Annotated in this window: 16 protein-coding genes; 9 read left to right on the forward strand and 7 right to left on the reverse strand. The window is 50.4% G+C overall.

The genetic code is table 11. The features are described from left to right. Positions 1–3 precede the first annotated feature (3 nt). Positions 4–429: a threonine/serine exporter family protein gene (locus C5O22_RS00910; RefSeq protein ID WP_132779225.1), complete on the forward strand. Its 426-nt coding sequence runs from the start codon at positions 4–6 to the stop codon at positions 427–429. Here C5O22_RS00910 and C5O22_RS00915 read toward each other — a convergent pair. Beyond that, a complete protein-coding gene (locus tag C5O22_RS00915; protein WP_132779227.1) occupies positions 380–1,714 on the reverse strand; it encodes a hemolysin family protein in 1,335 nt (444 codons plus the stop codon). The two genes, C5O22_RS00910 and C5O22_RS00915, sit on opposite strands and share 50 nt — an antisense overlap. 4 nt (positions 1,715–1,718) lie before the next feature. Beyond that, positions 1,719–2,873 carry an HD-GYP domain-containing protein gene (locus C5O22_RS00920; protein WP_132779229.1) on the reverse strand — a complete coding sequence of 385 codons (1,155 nt, stop codon included), beginning with the start codon at positions 2,871–2,873 and terminating at the stop codon, positions 1,719–1,721. A 72-nt stretch (positions 2,874–2,945) separates the two neighbouring features. On the opposite strand from C5O22_RS00920, the gene C5O22_RS00925 reads away from it, so the two are divergent. Both C5O22_RS00925 and C5O22_RS00930 read left to right on the forward strand, forming a co-directional pair. Next, on the forward strand, positions 2,946–3,764 hold the full coding sequence (locus C5O22_RS00925; RefSeq protein WP_132779231.1) for a hypothetical protein: 819 nt from the start codon (positions 2,946–2,948) through the stop codon (positions 3,762–3,764). A gap of 240 nt (positions 3,765–4,004) precedes the next feature. Further along, on the forward strand, positions 4,005–5,234 hold the full coding sequence (locus tag C5O22_RS00930) for a pyridoxal phosphate-dependent aminotransferase (RefSeq protein WP_132779233.1): 1,230 nt from the start codon (positions 4,005–4,007) through the stop codon (positions 5,232–5,234). A 288-nt stretch (positions 5,235–5,522) separates the two neighbouring features. Here C5O22_RS00930 and C5O22_RS00935 read toward each other — a convergent pair whose 3' ends face one another. From C5O22_RS00935 to lepB, 3 genes are read right to left on the reverse strand one after another with little or no spacing between them, the layout of a single operon-like run. After that, on the reverse strand, positions 5,523–7,430 hold the full coding sequence (locus tag C5O22_RS00935; protein ID WP_132779235.1) for a motility associated factor glycosyltransferase family protein: 1,908 nt from the start codon (positions 7,428–7,430) through the stop codon (positions 5,523–5,525). 2 nt (positions 7,431–7,432) lie between these two features. Further along, positions 7,433–9,313 (reverse strand): penicillin-binding protein, encoded by a 1,881-nt coding sequence (locus C5O22_RS00940; RefSeq protein WP_132779237.1) that lies wholly within the window; start codon positions 9,311–9,313, stop codon positions 7,433–7,435. Continuing rightward, complete coding sequence (gene lepB, locus C5O22_RS00945; protein WP_132779239.1) at positions 9,313–9,729, reverse strand: signal peptidase I; 417 nt, start codon at positions 9,727–9,729, stop codon at positions 9,313–9,315. Before lepB ends, C5O22_RS00940 begins: the two co-directional genes overlap by 1 nt. A 47-nt stretch (positions 9,730–9,776) precedes the next feature. Here lepB and C5O22_RS00950 point away from each other — a divergent pair, with 47 nt between their 5' ends. The 5 genes from C5O22_RS00950 to C5O22_RS00965 all read left to right on the forward strand — a co-directional run bounded on the left by C5O22_RS00950 (position 9,777) and on the right by C5O22_RS00965 (position 14,974). Further along, complete coding sequence (locus C5O22_RS00950; protein WP_132779241.1) at positions 9,777–10,916, forward strand: peptidoglycan DD-metalloendopeptidase family protein; 1,140 nt, start codon at positions 9,777–9,779, stop codon at positions 10,914–10,916. Between the two features lie 81 nt (positions 10,917–10,997). Beyond that, a complete protein-coding gene (locus C5O22_RS13705) occupies positions 10,998–11,126 on the forward strand; it encodes a hypothetical protein (RefSeq protein WP_279432181.1) in 129 nt (42 codons plus the stop codon). A 58-nt stretch (positions 11,127–11,184) separates the two neighbouring features. Next, complete coding sequence (locus C5O22_RS00955; RefSeq protein ID WP_132779243.1) at positions 11,185–12,489, forward strand: PhoH family protein; 1,305 nt, start codon at positions 11,185–11,187, stop codon at positions 12,487–12,489. A gap of 12 nt (positions 12,490–12,501) precedes the next feature. Then, positions 12,502–12,714, forward strand: a complete 213-nt coding sequence (locus C5O22_RS00960; RefSeq protein WP_132779245.1) for a hypothetical protein — start codon at positions 12,502–12,504, stop codon at positions 12,712–12,714. Next, a complete protein-coding gene (locus C5O22_RS00965; RefSeq protein ID WP_132779247.1) occupies positions 12,692–14,974 on the forward strand; it encodes a polysaccharide deacetylase family protein in 2,283 nt (760 codons plus the stop codon). Before C5O22_RS00960 ends, C5O22_RS00965 begins: the two co-directional genes overlap by 23 nt. A gap of 84 nt (positions 14,975–15,058) precedes the next feature. Here C5O22_RS00965 and C5O22_RS00970 read toward each other — a convergent pair whose 3' ends face one another. Together C5O22_RS00970 and asnS are read right to left on the reverse strand one after the other, a co-directional pair. Continuing rightward, on the reverse strand, positions 15,059–16,351 hold the full coding sequence (locus C5O22_RS00970; RefSeq protein ID WP_132779249.1) for a D-alanyl-D-alanine carboxypeptidase family protein: 1,293 nt from the start codon (positions 16,349–16,351) through the stop codon (positions 15,059–15,061). A 163-nt stretch (positions 16,352–16,514) separates the two neighbouring features. Continuing rightward, positions 16,515–17,912 (reverse strand): asparagine--tRNA ligase, encoded by a 1,398-nt coding sequence (asnS, locus tag C5O22_RS00975; RefSeq protein WP_132779251.1) that lies wholly within the window; start codon positions 17,910–17,912, stop codon positions 16,515–16,517. Between the two features lie 203 nt (positions 17,913–18,115). Here asnS and C5O22_RS00980 point away from each other — a divergent pair, with 203 nt between their 5' ends. Continuing rightward, a complete protein-coding gene (locus C5O22_RS00980) occupies positions 18,116–19,453 on the forward strand; it encodes a citrate/2-methylcitrate synthase (protein WP_132779253.1) in 1,338 nt (445 codons plus the stop codon). Positions 19,454–19,810: the final 357 nt, after the last annotated feature.

The following is a 19,810-nucleotide window of genomic DNA, read 5'->3' on the forward strand; positions in this document are numbered from 1 at the left end:
TTCATGGAAGGAATTCTGTGGGCAGGCCTTTCCAGTGGGGCCTTTTCGATGGTGTTTCAGGTGAGGGGCCGTCATATACCCCTTTCAGCGTTGGGGGGAAGCCTCGGATGGGCCGTGTATCTCCTGGTGTATCGGGAGGCCCATCTCCTCGTGGTAGCCAATCTCCTTGCGGCCCTGGCAATTGCCCTCTATGCAGAAGTAATAGGGGCCTTATGCAAGACCCCTGCTACCACCTATCTGGCCTGCGCCCTTATTCCCCTCGTTCCCGGCGGGGGCATGTATTACACCCTTTCCTATTCAATTATGGGGAATCTTGAAAAAAGTCTTGCCACGGGGTTCGAAACCCTCAGCGCCGCTGGGGCCCTGGCAGGGGGGGTCGCTATTGGCTCGGTGATGGCCCGTCTTTTAAAGGCTCCCCGCGGCGGCTGATGATAACCTTGTCGATCCGGTTTCCATCCATATCGACAATTTCGAACTGAAGGTCCTGCCAGGTGAACACTTCGCCGGTACGGGGAATTTTCCCGCTAATGTCCAGGATGAATCCCGCCAGGGTACTGTACTCTCGGTGATCGGGGAGTTCGTTCCGCTTTCCGAGAACCTCTGCTATTTCGTCGATATTTACGCCTCCCCCGACGAGGTATGAGCCATTTTCCCGTTTGATAATCTCTTCATGGTCCGCATCGGAACGGGAAAGTTCGCCCACGATTTCTTCGATCAGCTGCTGGAATTGAAGGATCCCCGAGAAACCCCCATATTCATCGATGATGCAGAGGATTTCCGTTTCTTCCTGTTTAAAGACTTCGAAGGCCCGAAGGGCCGGCATGGTCTCAGGAATGAACACGGCCTTTTTCATCAATTGGGAAAGGTCGAGACTATTCCCCAAAGCAAGGGCCCGGTACAGGTCTTCTCGGTACAGAATGCCGATGATGTTATCCAGCGATTCCTTATACAGGGGGATAAAGTGGGGTAACTCCTTACCCGATTTCAGAAGGCCCGCCAGATCAGGAATGGAAAGGGTCATATCAATCCCTTCGATTTCTGAACGATGGGTCATAAAGGTGCTTACCGGTCGATCCCCCAGGTAGAAGACCCCTTCCACCATATGCCGTTCCTTTGATTGCACAACCCCTGCCTGTTCTCCTTCGAGGAGGGCGATGCGGAGCTCTTCTTCGGTGATGGGGGGCACGGTCTTTTCAGGGATCCTCAACAGGGTAACGATGAACTGGGTGCTTTTAGAAAGAAGATTTACCAGGGGAGTAAACATGAAGGTGATACCGTTGAGCACGGGGGTAACAAGGAGGGCGATGAATTCGGGATGAGAAAGGGCTATGTGTTTGGGAACCAATTCGCCCAGGACGATAGAAATGTAGGTAACACCCAAAACCATCAGGGTTGCCCCCAGGGCTTCTGCGTAGGGCGCAAGAAGAGGAAGCTGCTGTAGCCCTTCTACCAGGGGGGCGGTGAGGTTCGCTCCTCCCACGGCCCCCGACACAATGCCGATAAGGGTGATGGCAATCTGAATGGTGGAAAGAAAGCGCCCTGGCTTTTCTTTTATGTGAAGTACCCGCTCATAGGACCGTTTTCCCTCCTGAACTCGGGCCTTGATGGTGCTGGTGCGGGAAGATACCAGGGACATTTCGGCCATCGAAAAAAAACCGTTTACCAATGCCAGAAGTACGATGATGAGGAGATTCCACAAAAGGCTTGTATCCATGGACTTATTCCGTCGCGAGGGGGATTTCTTCTTTTACCAGGGGGCGAAGAACGTGGACCCCTTCCTGGCTTGTTTCGATCACCTTGTTTTTTCCATCCGGTGTTTGTTCCCCCAGAATTTGTACCACCGGGAAACGGGGATTTTCCGGGTTTACATCCACCACCTGTCCCCGTTTTCCATTGGAAAGGAGAACGTATAAACCAATGGGATAAATTGACAGGGAATATACCAGGGCCCGCACCACCGTATCATCGTACTGTTTTCCCACATTCTTAAGAAGATCGATCATGCCCGCATAGCCATTCTTGGCGTCCTTGTAGGGGCGGGGGGCCGTCAGGGCCTCATACGAACAGGCTACGGCGATTATTTTTGCATAGAGGCTGATTCTTTCGGCGGTAAGTTTCTGAGGGTAGCCCTCTCCATTTTCCCGTTCGTGGTGTTCCAGAACGGCCACACAGATATTCAAAGGAAAATCGGCGGCCTTCAGGATGTTGTAACTTAAAATAGGGTGAGAAAGGATCGCCTTCCGTTCCTGCACGGTGAGGGGCCTGTTTGCCATGTAGAGCTGGGGTGGCAGTTTCAGCATGCCAATTTCGTGAAGAAGGGCCGCGGTTCCCAGTTCAATGAGTCGATGGTTAGGGAGTTTCAGATACAGCCCGATGACGATCGCAATGATTGTGGAGTTTACGGTGTGAACAACCAGGAAATTCTGTTGTTTTTCGGCGGGTTTCAGGGAACGGAGGATAAATCGTCGTTGCTGCCGCACTATTTCGCAGAGTTCCTTTACTTTTTCTGCGATTTCTTTTGCAGAAAGTTCTTTCTTTGTGGCATAGCGAACAAAGAGGTTCTCCACATATTGAATAAGGTGATGGTAATAATCGCTGGTGCGATTCAACTCCTTTTTATCGTCCTCTTCGGTTTCTTCCGCCCCTTCCTTCGCTGGGGCTTCCTGGGTACTGGCCGAACCAGTTTCTGCGCTGTACTCTGGTCGCAGTTCTCCTTCGGTATAGATTTCTCGAAACTCCCAGTCCAGAAGTGCCTGGATAAGCTCTTGTTTAAAGGGTATCTCCGGTGTGGTAAGAATAAACTGGCCATCCAGGTAGGTCGGCTTTGTAAAGTAGTATCCAGCCGGGATGTTTTTTATCACCATCGATTCCATCTCTTCTTCTGCCCCCGTTGACCCAATGGGTCCTTTCTTCTATCATTTTCGGTAAATATAAGGAGAAACCAATTGAAATTCAAATCACTATTCTTCCTGTTCAATGTATCGCTTATTATATCATTTTTCTTTGTATTTGCCCTCCCCTTTTTTATCCTGGGGCCTTCTTTTGCTCTTTCTTTCTGGCAATCTAACTGGCCCCTCGCCCTCTTTTTTATCATTATTCTGGCTATCCTCAACGGTTTTTACTTTTACAATCGCCCCCTTTTTACCCTGCTTGAACGGGAAGATTGGCCTGCCCTGGCCCACTATCTGGAAGGGCGGATCCTGGATCGCCAGCGATTTTTCCCCTATCTGGTGAATCTGTTGGCCCATACCTATGTGGTCCTTTCTGATTTTACCGGTCTCCATCGGCTCGAAAGCGCCCTGCGCCAGAAAAAGCCCCGGTTGTTAGAAAAGATCGCCCTTATCTTTGGCCTTGCCTATATTCTGGAATCCCGCCACGAGGAAGCGATTTCCTTTCTTTCACGATACCGAAATAACGGGAAAAAAGCCCAGGAACAGTGGATTTCCCTGTATTATGCCTTTTCTCTTTTGTATACCCGGAACTATGAAAAAGCAGGCCCCGTGCTTAGTGAACTCTGTGAACAGGCCTCGGAACCCCTCGTGGTGGCGCTGGCGGCTTACTTTGTGCGGCAGAGTCTCCTGGTGGCATTCCCTGCCGAAAAAGAACGGTGGGAAAACCTGGTTACAAGGGCCCTGCAACGGGTTCGATCCATGGTCCCCGATCGATCCCGATGGGAGCGGGAACTTTCCCGTAACCAGGGAGATCTGGCTATTGCTATCCTGGCTAAACCCCTTGCGGAGGCCGCCCTTCTCATATATACCTGAAAAAAGGTTGAAGGGGCAAAGGTGTAAAGGACTGTCCGTTTTATAAGGGGACAGGATCGGCATGGAGTGATAGCGACGGTGTAAAGGACCGCAAGAGAAACGGTAAAGGGACCCCGGGGATGCCGGGCTGGGGCAGAAAAAAGCTCCGCCAGCGTTAAAAGGATTATCGGAATAAGCGGGCCCCTTTTTTGGGGTAAAGCATTCAGAAATGTATACACTATATTCAAAGAGGAGCAACCTATGAGAAGCTTTGAAAAATCCCACAAGTTAGACAATGTCTGTTATGATATTCGGGGCCCCGTACTCCGGGAAGCAAAGCGACTTGAAGCAGAGGGCTACCGTATTTTAAAGCTGAATATAGGAAATCCTGCGGCCTTTGGATTTACCGCACCGGATGAAATCCTCCATGATATTATCGTGAATCTGCAGAATGCCCAGGGATACTGCGATTCCCAGGGTCTGTTTCCTGCCCGCAAGGCGGTGATGCAGGAGTTCCAGGAAAAGGGTATCATGGATGTTACGGTGGATGATATCTTTATTGGGAACGGCGTAAGTGAGCTTATCATGATGGCCATGCAGGGCCTCTTGAATGAGGGCGATGAAGTGTTAATCCCTGCCCCCGATTATCCCCTGTGGACCGCGGCGGTAAATCTTTCGGGGGGGACCGCCGTTCACTATCGGTGCGACGAGGCCTCGGCCTGGAATCCCGATATCAAGGACCTGGCTTCCAAGATAACCAGTAACACCAAGGCTATCGTGGTTATTAATCCCAATAATCCCACCGGCGCGGTGTATGAGCGGGATATCCTGGAAGCCATTGCCCATCTTGCGGCGGAGCATGGGCTTATCGTATTTGCCGACGAAATATACGACAAAATCCTGTACGATGGGGCTACCCATGTTCCCATGGCTTCTATCAATCCCGATATTCTTACCATTACTTTTAATGGTCTTTCAAAGGCCTACCGGGCAGCGGGATTCCGGTCAGGCTGGATGGTGCTTTCGGGAAATAAAAAGCTCGCCGCAGGTTATCGGGAGGGTCTTGAGATGCTTTCGAACATGCGGCTCTGTGCCAATGTGCCGGCCCAGTATGGCATTCAGACGGCCCTGGGAGGCTATCAGAGTATTCGGGACCTGGTCTTACCGGGAGGACGGCTTAAGGAGCAGCGGGATCTCTGTGTGTCCCTGGTGAATAGTATCCCCGGCCTTTCGGTGGTGCCCCCCCGGGGAGCCCTGTATTGTTTCCCGCGGATAGATACGAAGCGCTTTAACATCACCAATGATGAACAGTTTGTGATGGATCTCCTCCGGAGTCAGCACATTCTCCTGGTCCATGGGACCGGTTTTAACTGGTTTGAGCCGGACCATTTCCGTATCGTGTTCCTGCCGGATACGGCAACCTTGGCGGATGCCCTGGGACGCCTGAAGACGTTCTTGCAGACCTATCGACAGGTCCCCGATGGGATCTGATATTCCGGGGGAACCTAAGGGCTCTGTAAGGGAAGTACTTTCCCCGCTGGTTTCTGGAAATAAAAAAAGACGATGCGCCTGGACGTCGATACGCGCACCGTCTCCATGGGGGATTATCCACCATTACCTTTTGTATCGACCAAAAGGCGTCAGTTCTTTATAGTTTTTGATACGAATTGGTCCCTCTTTTTATACTTCTATCCAGAAAAGGGGAAGGGGAGAACTGGGGGCCTTTCTCAAAGCCTTCTTGGGTGAATCTGAGAAAGGCCCGAGACACCTTTGATGTTTTTACAAAGAAAGATAGGGAGCTAATCGAGTTTTAAGGTAGTTAATCCCCTGCAGGAGGGGGGTCCCCGTACCTGGAGAAAGGGGAGGCTTTTGGATGGAGCCTGATTGCATGTTGAGAGATTCAGAATTCTCAGAACCTTCATTTTGAAGGGATGCCATCACAAAATCTAAAAGAGGAGACAAGGGGCTGGCTTGAGTGTACAGGAAGAATTGATCCTTGCTTTTTGTATGCCCGGGGGAAGGGGTCTGCGTTGTAGGGAAGGGGTGCTGACCGCTTTCGATACAGAGGGGGACCCAGCCTCTTTTTGAGGAAAGCCCTATTTTATCCACGCCTTTTTCAAGATGCTCTAACTCCTGCCAGGCCCTCTGGATCCACTGGCTGAGGATTTTTTCCCGTTCCGACAAAGGGAAGGTTGCTTCGAATTGGGCCTGGGCTTCAACCACCAGTTGTCGCAGGGTTTCATTGATCTTTTGTCGCTGGAGGGGCATGGCGAGGAGCTCTTCAAGGGATCCCTTTTGTAGTCCCCGAATGGCAAGTCCCCGTGAGCTCAGGCTCCGGGGCACTGCCTCAGGATAGTGGGCAAATCGCTCTTCAAACCAGTGGGCATACAGGAGCATCCGCTCGTCGGTCCACAGGGGCTGACCATCCATCGCGTACCGTTGACGGGGGTTCCCGCTCCGCAGCACCTGAAAGAGCTCCGTGGCCTGGGGCCTGAAGCGAAAGGCCCTGGTATGGGTCCGTTCTTCGAACAGGGCCCCTTTGTAATGGGTTTGATAGTCCGGAAAGCCCAGATCAAGTCCCCCAATCCAGAGGGGGTGAGCTCCCGTGTATCGGGCAAAATCCCATGCAGAGGTCGCTACGGAGCCTCCTGCCCCAAGGAGTCCCCGCTGAGCGAGGCTTTGTTCAACCCATAGCCCGAGGGGAGAGGGGGTGTTGCAGAAAAAGGTGGTCCGCCGTTTTGTCCGGAAGACTCCGGGATAGACGGTGGTGTCCGTGATGAGCACGCTTTGTTCAAGGGAGCAGTGGTCCAGGTGGCGGTAATTCCAATACTGAGGGTCCATCACCATGACAAAATCAGGGGCTACTCCTTCTTGAAGCAAAAACCGCAGGGCCGTATCTACTGCGATGATACAACATCGGTCGTAGAGTTCTTTCAGAAAGGGCCGCAGTTCGTCGAGGGACGGCCCTGCCGCAACGATAAGGGTGGGAATCCCCTGGAGCTTCTGGGAAAAATACGTAATACCAGGGGTGTTCTGGATCTCAGGAAGGTTGTGGAGAAGGTTGCTCACCCAGCGTTTCCCGAATTTTCGAAGGGTATTCCGGTTAATACGATGTTTCTGTTCCCAATGGTGCAAAGCCTCAAGGAAAGGGTCATACCATTCCCTGTCAAGAGAATATAAGGTGGGGTTCGTTATAAGGTCTGGGGGGGGCTCCGCAATGGGGTGAAACTGCTCTGCTTCGATGCGACGGAGAATTTCCAGCAATTGAGCCGGCTCTCCTCCTATGATCCAGAACAGGGAGCCCTTTGTTGTTTCTGTCGTTGACAGAAAAAGAGGGGAAAGGTCCACAAGTTCCAGGGCTTTTTGAATGAAGAACCCATGGCGTTCAATAATGATGAGGGGGCGATGGGGAAAGCGCTGGCGGAGCGCCAGGGGAAGGTACCCAAGACCAAAACCAAGCACCACCAGGGGGGCTTCCCTATCTGGGACCGTTGCGGCTATTCGTTCTGCTTCCCGGATAGGATCCCGGGGGGAATGAACATGTTTTCCCTCTATCATAAGGGAGGGATATCCTGAATTGGTGGCAATAAAGCTATGCTGAAAAGAAGGTGGCGTAAGGGGCGTGGTGAAAATCCGGAGTAACTCAGGAAAGCTCTGGGTAAGGGCTCGGTAATTTGCCTCACGCATGGTTATTCTAGCTCCACATGGATAACCATTCCTGGCTTAAGGGGTGTCCCCGGCGGAGGATCCTGTCGCTGGACCCACCCATCGCCTTTTATGTCTATGGTGATATCGTCCCGTAATAGCAAAGGAAGGAGTTGCTTTTTCCCTAATCCCCGTAGGTCGGGAACCGTATCGGTTATCTGGGGCAAGGGGGGGACTTGTAACTGAACGGTTCCGCTATGTTGGACCTGAGGACTGTTCCCTCGAGGAATGGCGAGGTAGTCTGCCAGGGCATCTGCGGCTTCTCGAATAGGAATAGTGGATATTCGGCCGCCGTGAATAGATGGTCCCTTAGGTTTTATAACTACATGATACAGGATGAGTTGAGGTCTATCGATTGGTAAAATGGCAAGACAACTGGCGATATAATCGGTTTTCGAATAGGCCCCTGTTTTGGGATCGATAAGTTGGGCCGTCCCTGTTTTTACGCCGATGGGTATATCCTCTACCCGGGCCCGATACCCGGTGCCACCGGTAGAAGCCGCACTGGCCATGTAACTGCGCAGGAGTCGGGCTGTTTCGGGTTGGAACACCTGTTTCCCCTGGGGTACGTTTTGCTTCAGGATGCTCCCATCGGCGTTAAGAATGCGACTTACTACGGAGGGGGTAAGGAGAAGACCATCCTGGGCGACGGCGGTTGTTGCCTGGAGGACCTGAAGGGCCGAAACAGCGACTTCCTGGCCCATCGCAATAGTCTGTTTTGAACGGGCGGACCATCGTTGTACGGGTCGTAAAAAACCAGCGGTTTCTCCCGGAAGTCCCAGGGGGGTCTTTGCCCCAAACCCAAGATCAAGAAGTTTAGTATAGAAGGCTACCGAATCTACCTGGTCTGACGCATAGGCGGCGCCGGCATTACAGGAATAGGTAATGATTTCCCGGGGATGAACCGTTCCATGGGATCCCATACATTTAATGGTTATGGTTTCTCCACTTCGGGTAGTTTTTTCATATTGACCATTACAGTAAAAGGTTGAACTATCGGTAATGGCGCCCAGGTCGAGCATGGAAGCGATAGAGAAAACCTTAAATACCGAGCCCGGTTCATAGGCAAACTGGGCGATGCGATCCTGTCGTTCTTCTTCTCGGGAAGTGCTAATATCGTTGGGATCAAAAGAAGGAAGTGATACATAGCCCAGAATTTCGCCAGTCCGACTGTCCATGGCAACCATGATTACCCCGTCGGCCTTATTGGTGTCCAGGGATTTCTGGGCTATTTCTTCTAGTATTCGTTGCACCTGAATATCTATGGTAAGAACCACCTGATTCCCATAGGAGCTTCCTTCCTGGGGATACAGGAAACTATCCAGGGCGTATTCGATACCACCAAGGCCATGGTTATTTTCTCCCACAAAGCCGATAAGAGCACTGGCCAATCTTTTTTCCGGGTATATTCTGCCACTTGTGTATTCTACCTTTACTTCCTGCAGTTTGTATTTTTGTTTTACTTCCTCGATAGAACGGGCAGTCACTTCATCGATTCGCTTTTTGAGGTAAACAAAATTATTTTTTGACTGATTGATGATATTTTTTATTTCCCCGGCGGACATATCCAGGAGGGGAGCCAGTAGCTCTGCTGTTTTTGTTGGATCCGTACTGGAAGGTTTCCAGATACTTACGTGGGCAAATTTGGCCTGCACCGCCAGGAGTTTCCCATTTCTATCCATGATTGGGCCCCGTTCTTTGACGGAGGGAATCACTACCTGTTCTATCGGTTTCTCATTGTCTGTCATAAGAAAAATGAAACGGACAAAAAGTCCCCCTAGAAGAAGTATAAGAACACCTAAGACCAATAAGAAACGGGCTTTTGTGGGGACAAGTACCGAATGGTCGTATGAAACTTTTCCCATTATCGTATTCCTACTACTTTTCCCGTAATAAAATCAATCGGTACAGGCCCATAATGACGGGAATCATAGGATACCGCCTTATTATCTCCTTCTACAAAAAAGAAATCATGTTCAGTGAGGCTGATACATCGTTTTACCGCTATTTTCCCCTGCGGTGAGAGAAGCACCACAATGTCCCCTGGATGCGGAGTGGACCAGCGAAGTACATAGTGACGTTGCCAGGGAAAGCGGAATCCATAGGCCAGGCGATTGATAAAAATGATTCTTCCTGGAGGAATGGTGGGGCTCATTGAAGAACCTTCTGTGACGGCTAGATCAAAACAACACAGACGAACTATCAGCGCTACTACAAAGGCGAGTAGTATAAGCCCTATGAGATCCCTGTCCGGCAGGGTAACGTTAGACCGACTCTCCATGGTGTTCCAGTATAATGGACATGGTCCGTTCTGTCGATAAATAGAACATGATGCAAGGATTACTTAAAAAACAGCGGATAGAACATCGGCGTTTCACTCCCCGGCCCATTTCGTTTTCTTCGAAAACCCTTATGCATGGGGTGATTTATAAAAAAAGATCGCCCCTTGTTCTTCCCGCTCCTCGTATGGCACCAACTTTTTCTGATTTAGAAAAACCATCGTTGCTAGGACTTCTTATCGCTTTATCCCTTTTGGGGACCTCCTGTTTTTTTGTTGTCCAGAACCTCAGGGGTTTTTCTCTGGTTTCTTTGCCTTCCCTTACTCTTTTTTATGCTTCCTTAGATCAAGGGATGATAGAAAAAACTACCCATCGGGACATTCAACAACATCTTACTCAGTATGTGTCTCCTCCTCCGGTGTCTCAATCCTTAGAAACTGACGAGGGTTCTCTGGATCTCACGGAACTTTTTTCGTGGAAAACCTATCGAGTTCAGAAGGGAGATACCCTTCTTTCTATTGCGCGGCGTTTTTCTCTTGCCATCGATACGATTGTTTCGGTTAATAATCTCAGTTCTGCCCGACTGTTACGGGTGGGGAGTACCATTAAAATTCCCAATATGGATGGTATTCTGTATACCGTACAGCGGGGAGATTCCCTTTCTCGGATCTCCCGTCAATGGGGGATTCCCATGACGGCTATTCTGGATGCAAACGATTTAGCGAGTGCCACCATTATACCGGGAACGGTCCTGTTTTTGCCCGGAGCTAAAATGAATCCTACCGAGCTTAAGCGGGTACTGGGGACCCTCTTTATCATGCCTATAAAAGGTCGTATTAGTAGTCCCTATGGCTGGCGTGAAGATCCTTTTACCGGTGATCGACGGTTCCATGCGGCCATTGATATAGTGGCTCCCCTGGGAACCCCAGTACCTGCTTCCCGGGAAGGGCGCGTTGCGGCGGTAGGTTTTAACATGGTGTATGGAAACTATGTCATTCTAAGCCATGATGGGGGGTATCAAACGATGTATGCTCATCTGGATAGTGTCAGAATACAAAAAGGGCAAAGCCTTTCCCAGGGCGCGATTATTGGAACGGTGGGCACTACAGGGTACAGTACGGGACCCCATTTACATTTTGGGGTCTTTAAAAACGGGCAGGCAATTAATCCCCTGTCGGTATTACCCTGAAAAATTTTGCACTATCTTGAAAACCCTTGCGTATAGTGCCAAGAAATGGTACAATCACCTTGTTCAAGAAGGGGAGGTCCCATGCGTCAGCTCGTATTTGTTCTTATAGCTTTGTTAGCGGTGGTTACCCTTATTCGAGCTTTTGATACAGAGCAGTCTGGAAAACCAGCAGAGGTACTGCAACGTTCCGAAATAGTGGGAAACCAGTAAATAAAAAAGAAAGGTATTTCTTGCATACCTTTCACAACCGTAGTACACTGTGAAAGGTATGTCCCACGTAAATTCAAAGGTATTTGTTCTGGATACAAATATTTTCATTCATTTCCCCGAAGCGATAGAGTCATTCCGGAATAGTGAAATTGCGATTCCCCTGGTAGTTCTGGAAGAGCTCGATAAATTAAAAACCTATTCGGATCAACGGGGAAAAAACGCTCGGGAAGCGATTCGGTATTTGAATCGGGCAATTCGGGGTGGAGATGTCCGAAAAGGGGTAAAGCTCGATAACGGTTCGGTTTTACGGGTTATTTTTGGGGGAATTAATCACCCCCCGGCGGATCTTCCCCTGGATACCAACGATAACCGGATAATTCTTCAGGCCGCATCGTTGCTTTCCTCGGGTAAAATGGTATTCTTCGTGTCGAAGGATATCAATGCCCGGGTAAAGGCTACGGTGCTTGGCCTTAAAGCGGTGGATTATGAAAAACAAAAGGTAAATGCCGCCACCCTCTACGAAGGGATCCGGGAGATCGAAGTAGGGTCGGATGCTTTTACTGAACTCGTCCAGCAAATTCCCGGGCCATCGAAAGAAATTCTCCTCCCAAACCAGTATGTGTATTTTAAAGAACGGGGGGGAGAACGCACCTTTTTAGCCCGCTATGAAGGAAGTTCCCAGCAGCTCGTTCCCTGTGCTCTTTCGGAAGAACGGTGTTTTGGTATTATGCCCCGGAATGAACGGCAGCGGGCGGCCCTGGACCTGTTATTAAACCCCTCGATACCCTGTGTTACCCTTGTTGGGCGGGCAGGAACGGGGAAGACCCTCCTGGCGATCGCCGCGGCCCTCCACCTCATTCTGGATGAAAAAAAATATGAGCGGGTCCTTATTTCTCGCCCTATCGTTCCTTTGGGGAAGGATATCGGCTATTTACCGGGAGAAAAATCGGCCAAGCTCGCTACCTGGATGGAACCCATTTATGATAACCTGGAGTTCCTCCTTTCCCTGGGTAAACGGAGTACTATTAAAAACATGGACCAGCTTTTTAAAGAACGGCTCTTTGAGGTCGAGGCTATTACCTATATCAGAGGTCGCTCCTTGCCATCCCAATTTATCATTATCGATGAAGCCCAGAACCTGACGCCCCATGAAATTAAAACCATCGTTTCTCGGGTGGGCTATAACTCAAAAATCGTTCTTACCGGGGATCCCGACCAGATTGACAACATGTATCTGGATGCTAATTCAAATGGGTTGACGTATTTGGTAGAATCTTTTAAAGGGAATGCCCTTTTTGGTCATATTACCTTGTTTAAAACAGAACGGAGTGAACTGGCAGAACTGGCTGCCCGCTTGTTGTAATACGGGGGACCTATGATGGATGGGGGAGAGAAAAAAACAGCCCTGTTTCAGACGATGGTAGATACCGCCTGTGAGGGACTTACCCAGGTAGACGCCCGGGCAAAAATAGAACGCCTCAGGCAGATGGAGCAAACCCTTAAGGAATTGGAACAGGAGCTAACCGAAATTCTGGAATCACGATCACGAAAGGAAGACTGTAAAGATGAAGCAAAAGTGGAACGGTAATTCTCTTCTTTTCATGTTTTTTATTGGGGTCCTGACGTGGGGCCAGGGCCTATCTCTTTCTGCCAATACGGTGGTTTCTTTTGAAGGACTCGATCTTTCTTCCCAGGGAGAAATGCTCTTTCGGATCCAGCAGGAAGGCTCCCGGCATACGAAGGGAGAAGCCTGCTACGCCCTTTCTCTTTCGGATCAACTTCTTACGGCCCTGACCGTGTTCCCCGACCGGGATATCACTATCAGTAACGATGGCAAGCGGATATTCCTGCAAAGTTCTTTTGGGGTATATATGATAAATGAAACCCTGGGGCTTCCCCAGCCGCTTGCGGTATATCCGCACGTAGAAGCCACCGTTCCTTTTCTGCCTGGTGAAGGGGATGCTATTGTGCCTTCACCGGATGGAAAGTGGCTTCTTTTTATCAAAGCCCAGACAGCAGCCTTTGGAACCCTCTGTGCCTATCAGGTTGAAAAAAAACAGATCTACGAAATCGCTACGGGAATTCTCCGGGGGGATACGGAGCTTCCCGCACGATGGAGTCCCGACAGCAGGACCTTTGTGTATGAGCGCAACGATCGGCTCTATTATCACTCGGTGGCTCTTCTCGAAGGAAGCTTAGCCATTGATGAACGGTACCGGCTTGTAGGGGAAGGACACATCTCTCGAGTATTCTGGGATGAAGGGGGGAACCTGTATTATATAAAGGGAACCTCGGTATATCGCACCCGATCGGTAGAGCTTTCTACCCGTTCTGTTTATGCGGATTTTCTTCCCATGGGAACCATGGTAGGGACCCTTCCTTTTGATTTCGATGATACCTTTGATTCTTACTGGATAGGTCCCGATGGAAAGGGGATTCTCTTTTTAAAAGATCGAACCCACCTTTTTTATTATCCCCTGCGAAGGGCCCTTTATTACAATACTGAAAATGGATCCTTCCCCTATGTAGCATTTCCCGCATCAACACGGAAGGTTTCTGTATTCTGGTCAAAGGCGGGGATTATTTGGGTGCTCCTTTCTCCTCTTTTTTCTGATGGTGCTTCGTTGATGTATCGCCTGAATCTCCAGGGAACGGGGGGGAATCAGTATTTTACCCCCCTCGAAAAACCCTTTGGAGAAAAAGGGACCCTTTCCCCTGACGAAAAAAAACTCCTCCTCTGGGGAAAGGAGGGAGCCCTTATTCTGGATTTCGAAAAGGGACAGGAACTGGCGCGTCTTAGTAAAGGGGCGATATTTCATGCCCAATGGCTGAGCGACAACCGCTGTGTCTATGTGGAACGAGAAGGGGTATACCAGTATACCCTTGGGGAGCAAAAAACGGAGGATCCCCGCACTTTTGTGGCCCTTCTTTCGGCTTCCCGCTATGGCTTTGATGCTGTTTCTGGGAAAGTGCTGATGGAAGCAGGGGAACGGCGCTATGCCCTGGATGATAAAAAAACAAGATGGATACCCCTTGCCGCCGGGGAAGGACAATTTCGGCAGGCCCAGACAAGCAATGAAACCTATCGGGTGTATCTCGAGATCCAGGAAAGCAGTTATTATCGAAATTTCCCCATGGTTCGTTTTATGAAGCGGGCCGAGACTCGACCGGTTTTCCCAAAATATGAGGCTCCCCGGAAAATGACCAAACCCTATCTTTCCCTGGTGTTCGATCTTATGGAACAGGTAGAAGGGTTGCCGGAGGTCCTGGAGGTGCTCGAACGGTATGGAATTCGCAGTACCTTTTTCGTGAATGGGGAGTTTGTACGTAAATACCCTGAAGCGGCGGCGGACATTGCCCGGCGGGGACACGAAGTGGGAAATCTCTTCTTTGCTCCTATCAATATGGCGGATCGAAAATACACCATAGATGGGGACTTTATTAAACGGGGACTGGCTCGCAATGAGGATGAGTATTTTAAGGCCACCGGCTTTGAATTATCTCCCCTCTGGCATGCTCCTTTTTATGTGGGCTCTTCTCTTATCGAAATGGCTGCTCAAGAGGGGGGGTACCGAACGGTACGGCGAGATCTGGATCCCCTTGATTGGGTGGGCCTGGCTGAACAGAAACGGAACCTCCTGCCCTATCGGGATGGGGGAGAACTCGTGGAGACCATCATATCTCAGGCTCAGCCGGGTTTTGTAATCCCCATTGCATTGGGAAAGAATCCTGAGGGACGCCGGGACTACCTTTTTCAGCGCCTGGATCTTCTTGTCAGAGGATTGAAAAGGGAAGGGTACCAGATGGTTCCGGTCTCCCGTCTTGTGGAAGAGGGATTGAAAAAATAGGGGCTTCCCGTTGCTGGTCCGAAAAAAGTTCAATCTTTACTAGGGGCACGAGAAGTTGTATGGTGGCCCCAGGGAAATATTCCCTTAGCTTCTGAAAAGGCTCTTGAAAAAAAGTATACAGGTATCCATGATACGTCGCCACCAGGGGCCTTTTTCTACCCTTTCTCCACTGATAAGGGGAACTTCGTAGAGGGTCCCTGTGGCATCAAAGAAGCGAAGCCTTCCAATAGGTGTCCCCTGTGGGAGGGGGGCAATAAGGGGTTCCTGATAGTTCAGTTCCCAGTGAACACCGGAAGCCCGCTCACGGGGAACCGTAAACGCCAGGGAGGCTCCCACCTGGGGAGTGATAGAGCGGACTTTTCCTTTCCATACCCGCACTGGTTCAAGGTGTTCTATGTGGGCAAAGAGGGTGGTAAAATGGCTAAAGCCCCACTCTAAGAGGGTACGACTGTCCTGTTCCCGAATGGCAGAGCCTTCTGCCGTAGTTCTCCCGGGACCCCCGAGAAGTACCGCCAGAAGACGGGTATTTCCCCGCCGGGCCGTGACGGCCATGTTGTATCCTGACTCTTGGATGTATCCTGTCTTAAGTCCATCTACTCCCTCGAATTGTCCGAGAAGGCCGTTTCGGTTCTGCTGGATGATGGGGTTAGTGTTACCGGCAGGCCGAGAAAGATTATGCGAAAGGGGATACGAAATCTGCGTTACCCTATGATATTGAGAAAGGGCTTCAGGAAAGATGTTGATATATGCTGCGCAAAAACGGACAAAATCCCGGGCAGTGGTTCGGTTTTCCGCTGAAATGCCAGCGGGTTCCACAAAAAAGGTCTGTTCTAATCCAAGAGTCTTAACCAGGCGATTCATCCCCTGTACAAAGGCCGGTACCGAACCATCGATATGAATGGCCAGGGCTACCGCCGCATCATTACCGGAGGCAACTGCAAGCCCCAATAGTAACTCTTCCACGCTTACCCTCTGTCCTGGTCCAAGGAACATCAGCGAAGACCCCGCTGGCTGGTTAATGGCCCAGCTTTCCTGGGGTGGGGTAAGCACCGTCTTCAGGGAAGTTTTCCCTTCCTGGATGGCCTCCAGCACCCGATACATGGTGACCAGTTTAGTTAAGGATGCCGGCGGAAATGAAAGGTCCGCATTCTTTTCATAGAGAATCTTCCCCGTAGTAGCGTCTATAAGGATCGCCGACCCTGCCTGGAGCAGGGGCGTTTCTTTTATGGGGAACGGAAGGGGTGAAAGAAAGTTTTCCGCCTTTTCGAGGGGAGCCGACGGGACAGGGGAAACTTTTTCTGCCCTGAGGGTCTCCCAGGGAAAGAGGAGCATTCCAACCAAAATCCCCCATGGGACAAGAGACCCGACCATTCTCATGGGATCGCTCCAGAAAGAAAGACTAAAGAGAAAGAAGAGGAGGGGCCCCAGAGCTCCCGGTACCAGAACAACACCATTCCCTCATCATTCTTTGCATGGAGGCTGGCCACGGTTCCCCTCTTGCTATTTTGTGCTTTGCCTGGTTTAAAGCCTCCGGTAGAGGTTAAAAATCTGCCTGTCCTACTGCCCGGGGATAGGGTATCACATCCCGAATGTTGGTCATGCCGGTGACGTACAGAATGAGCCGCTCAAAGCCCAATCCAAAACCCGCATGGGGAACGGTGCCAAAGCGGCGCAGGTCCAGATACCACCAGTAGTCTTCCAGCTTCATCCCCAGTTCAAGGATGCGCCGTTCCAGCACTTCGAGCCGTTCTTCCCGTTCAGAACCACCAATAATCTCTCCCAGCCGGGGTACAAGAACATCCATGGCGCGGACGGTTTTGCCATCGTCGTTCAATTTCATATAAAAGGCTTTAATCTCTTTCGGGTAATCGGTCACAATGACCGGACCGTGGGCTACTTCTTCGGTAAGGTACTTTTCATGTTCACTCTGAAGATCACACCCCCAGGAAGGCTTAAATTCAAAACGATCCGCCTTTTTCTCGAGTTCCCGAATCGCATCCGTGTAGGTCATGTGGGTAAAGCGAGACTGGACCACCTGTTCAAGGGTGCGGATGATACCATTCTGGATCCGGGAATCAAAGAATTCCAGGTCTTCTCTGCAATCTGTAAGGGCCACCGTAAAGAGTTCTTTAAGGAACTCTTCTGCCAATTCCATATCGTCCTCAAGGTGGGCAAAGGCGACCTCCGGTTCTACCATCCAGAATTCTGCTAAGTGTCGGGTGGTGTTGGAATTTTCTGCCCGGAAGGTAGGCCCGAAGGTATACACCCGGGAAAGGGCAGTGGCGTAGGTTTCCGCTTCGAGCTGCCCTGAAACGGTAAGATAGCTGGGCTTACCAAAAAAGTCTTTGGTATAATCCACTGGTTTCCCTGAGCGGGCAAGGCCTTCAAGGTCGAGGGTGGTTACCTGAAACATCGCCCCTGCCCCTTCGCAGTCGCTTGCGGTAATGATGGGCGTGTGAATATACTGGAAGCCGCGGCTCTGAAAAAATTGGTGGATCGCGAAGGCAAGCCTGCTGCGTACCCGTGCAACGGCTCCAAATGTGTTGGTTCGTGCTCGCAGATGGGCTATTTCCCGTAAAAACTCGAAGGAATGGCGTTTTTTCTGTAGGGGATAGCTTTCTGCCGGTGCGGGCCCCACCAGAACGGCCCGGGTCCCTGCCACTTCCAGGGGTTGCCCTTCTGCAGGGGAAGGGACCAGTTTCCCCTCGATGTGAACCGCGGCGCCGGTACTTATTTCTTTAATGGCCTCGCGGCTTGGTTCATCCAGAGGTGTGTTGAGATCGAAGGTACACTGGATACTCCTGAAACAGGACCCGTCATTTACTTCAATGAATACTAGGTTCTTAAGCTCCCGCTTGGTTCGTACCCACCCTTGAACATGGACTTCCTGTCCTTGCGGTTCGAGAGCTAATAGTTCTTTGATAAGGGGATTTTTCATGGTACCTCAGTATATACCATTACTTTAAGGTACTGCAATATTAGGAAACTCTACGTACACTATCCTCGCCCTTGGTGTAACGAGCAAGGGGGCTTATTCCCTTGTCTTGAGGAATCCTCTGAAGATTTTTTCAGATACGTATTGCATAAGTATGCAGAATATGCTTAAATAAGATGCATAAATATGCATTGCAAGGGGGGCCTATGAAGGTGGATACCTATCTGTCGATGGTGCTAGAAAATAACAAAATCGATCCAGAACTCTATGCTAAGTACAACGTCAAACGGGGACTGCGAAATGCGGATGGTACGGGGGTCCTGGTAGGGCTTACCCGGGTTGGGGATGTGCATGGGTATATCATCGATGAGAATGAACGAATCGCGGTGGATGGGAAACTGTACTATCGGGGTATCGATGTAGAAGATATCGTTCGCTATGTGCAGGAAGAACACCGCTATGGCTTTGAAGAAACGGTATACCTGTTGATGTTTGGTCAGCTCCCCACTAAAGAACAACTGGAAGAATTTAACGATTTTCTCGCGGAACACCGGCGCCTTCCCGATAATTTTGCAGAAGACGCTATTATGAAGGCCCCATCGCCGGATATCATGAACAAGCTGGCCCGTTCGGTTCTTACCTGTTACGCCTATGATCCGAACCCCGAAGACCTTTCGTATGAAAACGTCCTCCGTCAGTGTCTGGAACTCATTGCTCGTTTCCCCACCATGGTCGCCTATGCCTATGTGGCCAAGAAACATTACTACGATCATGAAAGCCTCTTTATCCACACCCCCGAGAAACTGTCCTCTACGGCAGAAACGATTCTTTCCCTTATCCGGCCGGATAAAAAATTTACCTCCCTGGAAGCGGAAATCCTGGATCTTGCCCTTATCCTTCATGCGGAGCACGGAGGAGGGAATAACTCTACCTTTGCGGTGCATCTTATTTCTTCTGCCGATACGGATACCTACTCGGCTATCGCCGCAGGGGTTGGTTCCCTTAAGGGCTTTAAACATGGGGGCGCCAACATCAAGGTGATGGGCATGATGGAGGATATCAAAAGAGGCGTAAAAAACTGGGAAGATGAGGATGAAGTAGCGGCCTACCTTATAAAGATATTGAAGGGTGAAGCCTTTGATAGAACGGGGCTCATCTATGGTCAGGGACACGCGGTATACACCAAATCGGATCCGCGGGCAACGCTCCTGCGAGATAAGGCGGCGGAGCTTGCCAAGGAAAAGGGTTTCGAAAAGGAATTTAACCTTTATAGAACGATAGAGAAATTGGTCCCCATTGTTTTCAAACAGGTAAAAGGGGCGGATAAATCGATCTGTACCAATGTGGACTTCTATTCTGGCTTTGTGTACCACATGCTCGGGATTCCCGGTGAACTGTATACCCCACTTTTTGCGGTGAGTCGGGTAGCAGGCTGGTGTGCCCACCGAATGGAGGAAATTATTTCCGGTGGTAAGATTATTCGTCCCGCCTATAAATGTGTGCAGCCCCGACTTCCCTATGTTCCTATGGCTGAGCGAAAATAAAGGTGAGGCTGGGAAGGTTACACTGTTTGTTTCCTGAGTGGCCGATATATAAAAAGAGGAGGGGACAGGCTCCCCTCCTCTTTTTATTTTTACCCAAACCATATCACCAGTTTTTTTGAATCCCGGGTGAAACTTCTTGGGGAGGATCAATAAAAAACCCGTGGTAGATTCTTCTACCACGGGCCCCTCCTTTTGATTGTGGGAAGCAGCGGCACGTTACTACTATACTTCCCTTTTGCCGGGCCGGCTCTGTCCGGCTCTTCCGGCTTTCACCTCCTTTTTATATATGGGGGTGGCCCTGGCTGCGCCGCTGAGTCAGGACCTTTCTTGTGTGCCCTAGGGCACCCTCCCTATTTT

The organism is Treponema sp. J25 (genome assembly GCF_004343725.1).
In the GTDB taxonomy this organism is placed as follows: Bacteria; Spirochaetota; Spirochaetia; order Treponematales; family Breznakiellaceae; genus J25.

Bases quoted from the DNA above. Each gene is read 5' to 3' on its own strand.
- C5O22_RS00910 (WP_132779225.1), top strand. From the start codon at position 4: ATGGAAGGAATTCTGTGGGCAGGCCTTTCCAGTGGGGCCTTTTCGATG.
- C5O22_RS00915 (WP_132779227.1), bottom strand. From the start codon at position 1,714: ATGGATACAAGCCTTTTGTGGAATCTCCTCATCATCGTACTTCTGGCA.
- C5O22_RS00920 (WP_132779229.1), bottom strand. From the start codon at position 2,873: ATGGAATCGATGGTGATAAAAAACATCCCGGCTGGATACTACTTTACA.
- C5O22_RS00930 (WP_132779233.1), top strand. From the start codon at position 4,005: ATGAGAAGCTTTGAAAAATCCCACAAGTTAGACAATGTCTGTTATGAT.
- C5O22_RS00935 (WP_132779235.1), bottom strand. From the start codon at position 7,430: ATGCGTGAGGCAAATTACCGAGCCCTTACCCAGAGCTTTCCTGAGTTA.
- C5O22_RS00940 (WP_132779237.1), bottom strand. From the start codon at position 9,313: ATGGGAAAAGTTTCATACGACCATTCGGTACTTGTCCCCACAAAAGCC.
- lepB (WP_132779239.1), bottom strand. From the start codon at position 9,729: ATGGAGAGTCGGTCTAACGTTACCCTGCCGGACAGGGATCTCATAGGG.
- C5O22_RS00950 (WP_132779241.1), top strand. From the start codon at position 9,777: ATGATGCAAGGATTACTTAAAAAACAGCGGATAGAACATCGGCGTTTC.
- C5O22_RS13705 (WP_279432181.1), top strand. From the start codon at position 10,998: ATGCGTCAGCTCGTATTTGTTCTTATAGCTTTGTTAGCGGTGGTTACC.
- C5O22_RS00955 (WP_132779243.1), top strand. From the start codon at position 11,185: ATGTCCCACGTAAATTCAAAGGTATTTGTTCTGGATACAAATATTTTC.
- C5O22_RS00960 (WP_132779245.1), top strand. From the start codon at position 12,502: ATGATGGATGGGGGAGAGAAAAAAACAGCCCTGTTTCAGACGATGGTA.
- C5O22_RS00965 (WP_132779247.1), top strand. From the start codon at position 12,692: ATGAAGCAAAAGTGGAACGGTAATTCTCTTCTTTTCATGTTTTTTATT.
- C5O22_RS00970 (WP_132779249.1), bottom strand. From the start codon at position 16,351: ATGAGAATGGTCGGGTCTCTTGTCCCATGGGGGATTTTGGTTGGAATG.
- asnS (WP_132779251.1), bottom strand. From the start codon at position 17,912: ATGAAAAATCCCCTTATCAAAGAACTATTAGCTCTCGAACCGCAAGGA.
- C5O22_RS00980 (WP_132779253.1), top strand. From the start codon at position 18,116: ATGAAGGTGGATACCTATCTGTCGATGGTGCTAGAAAATAACAAAATC.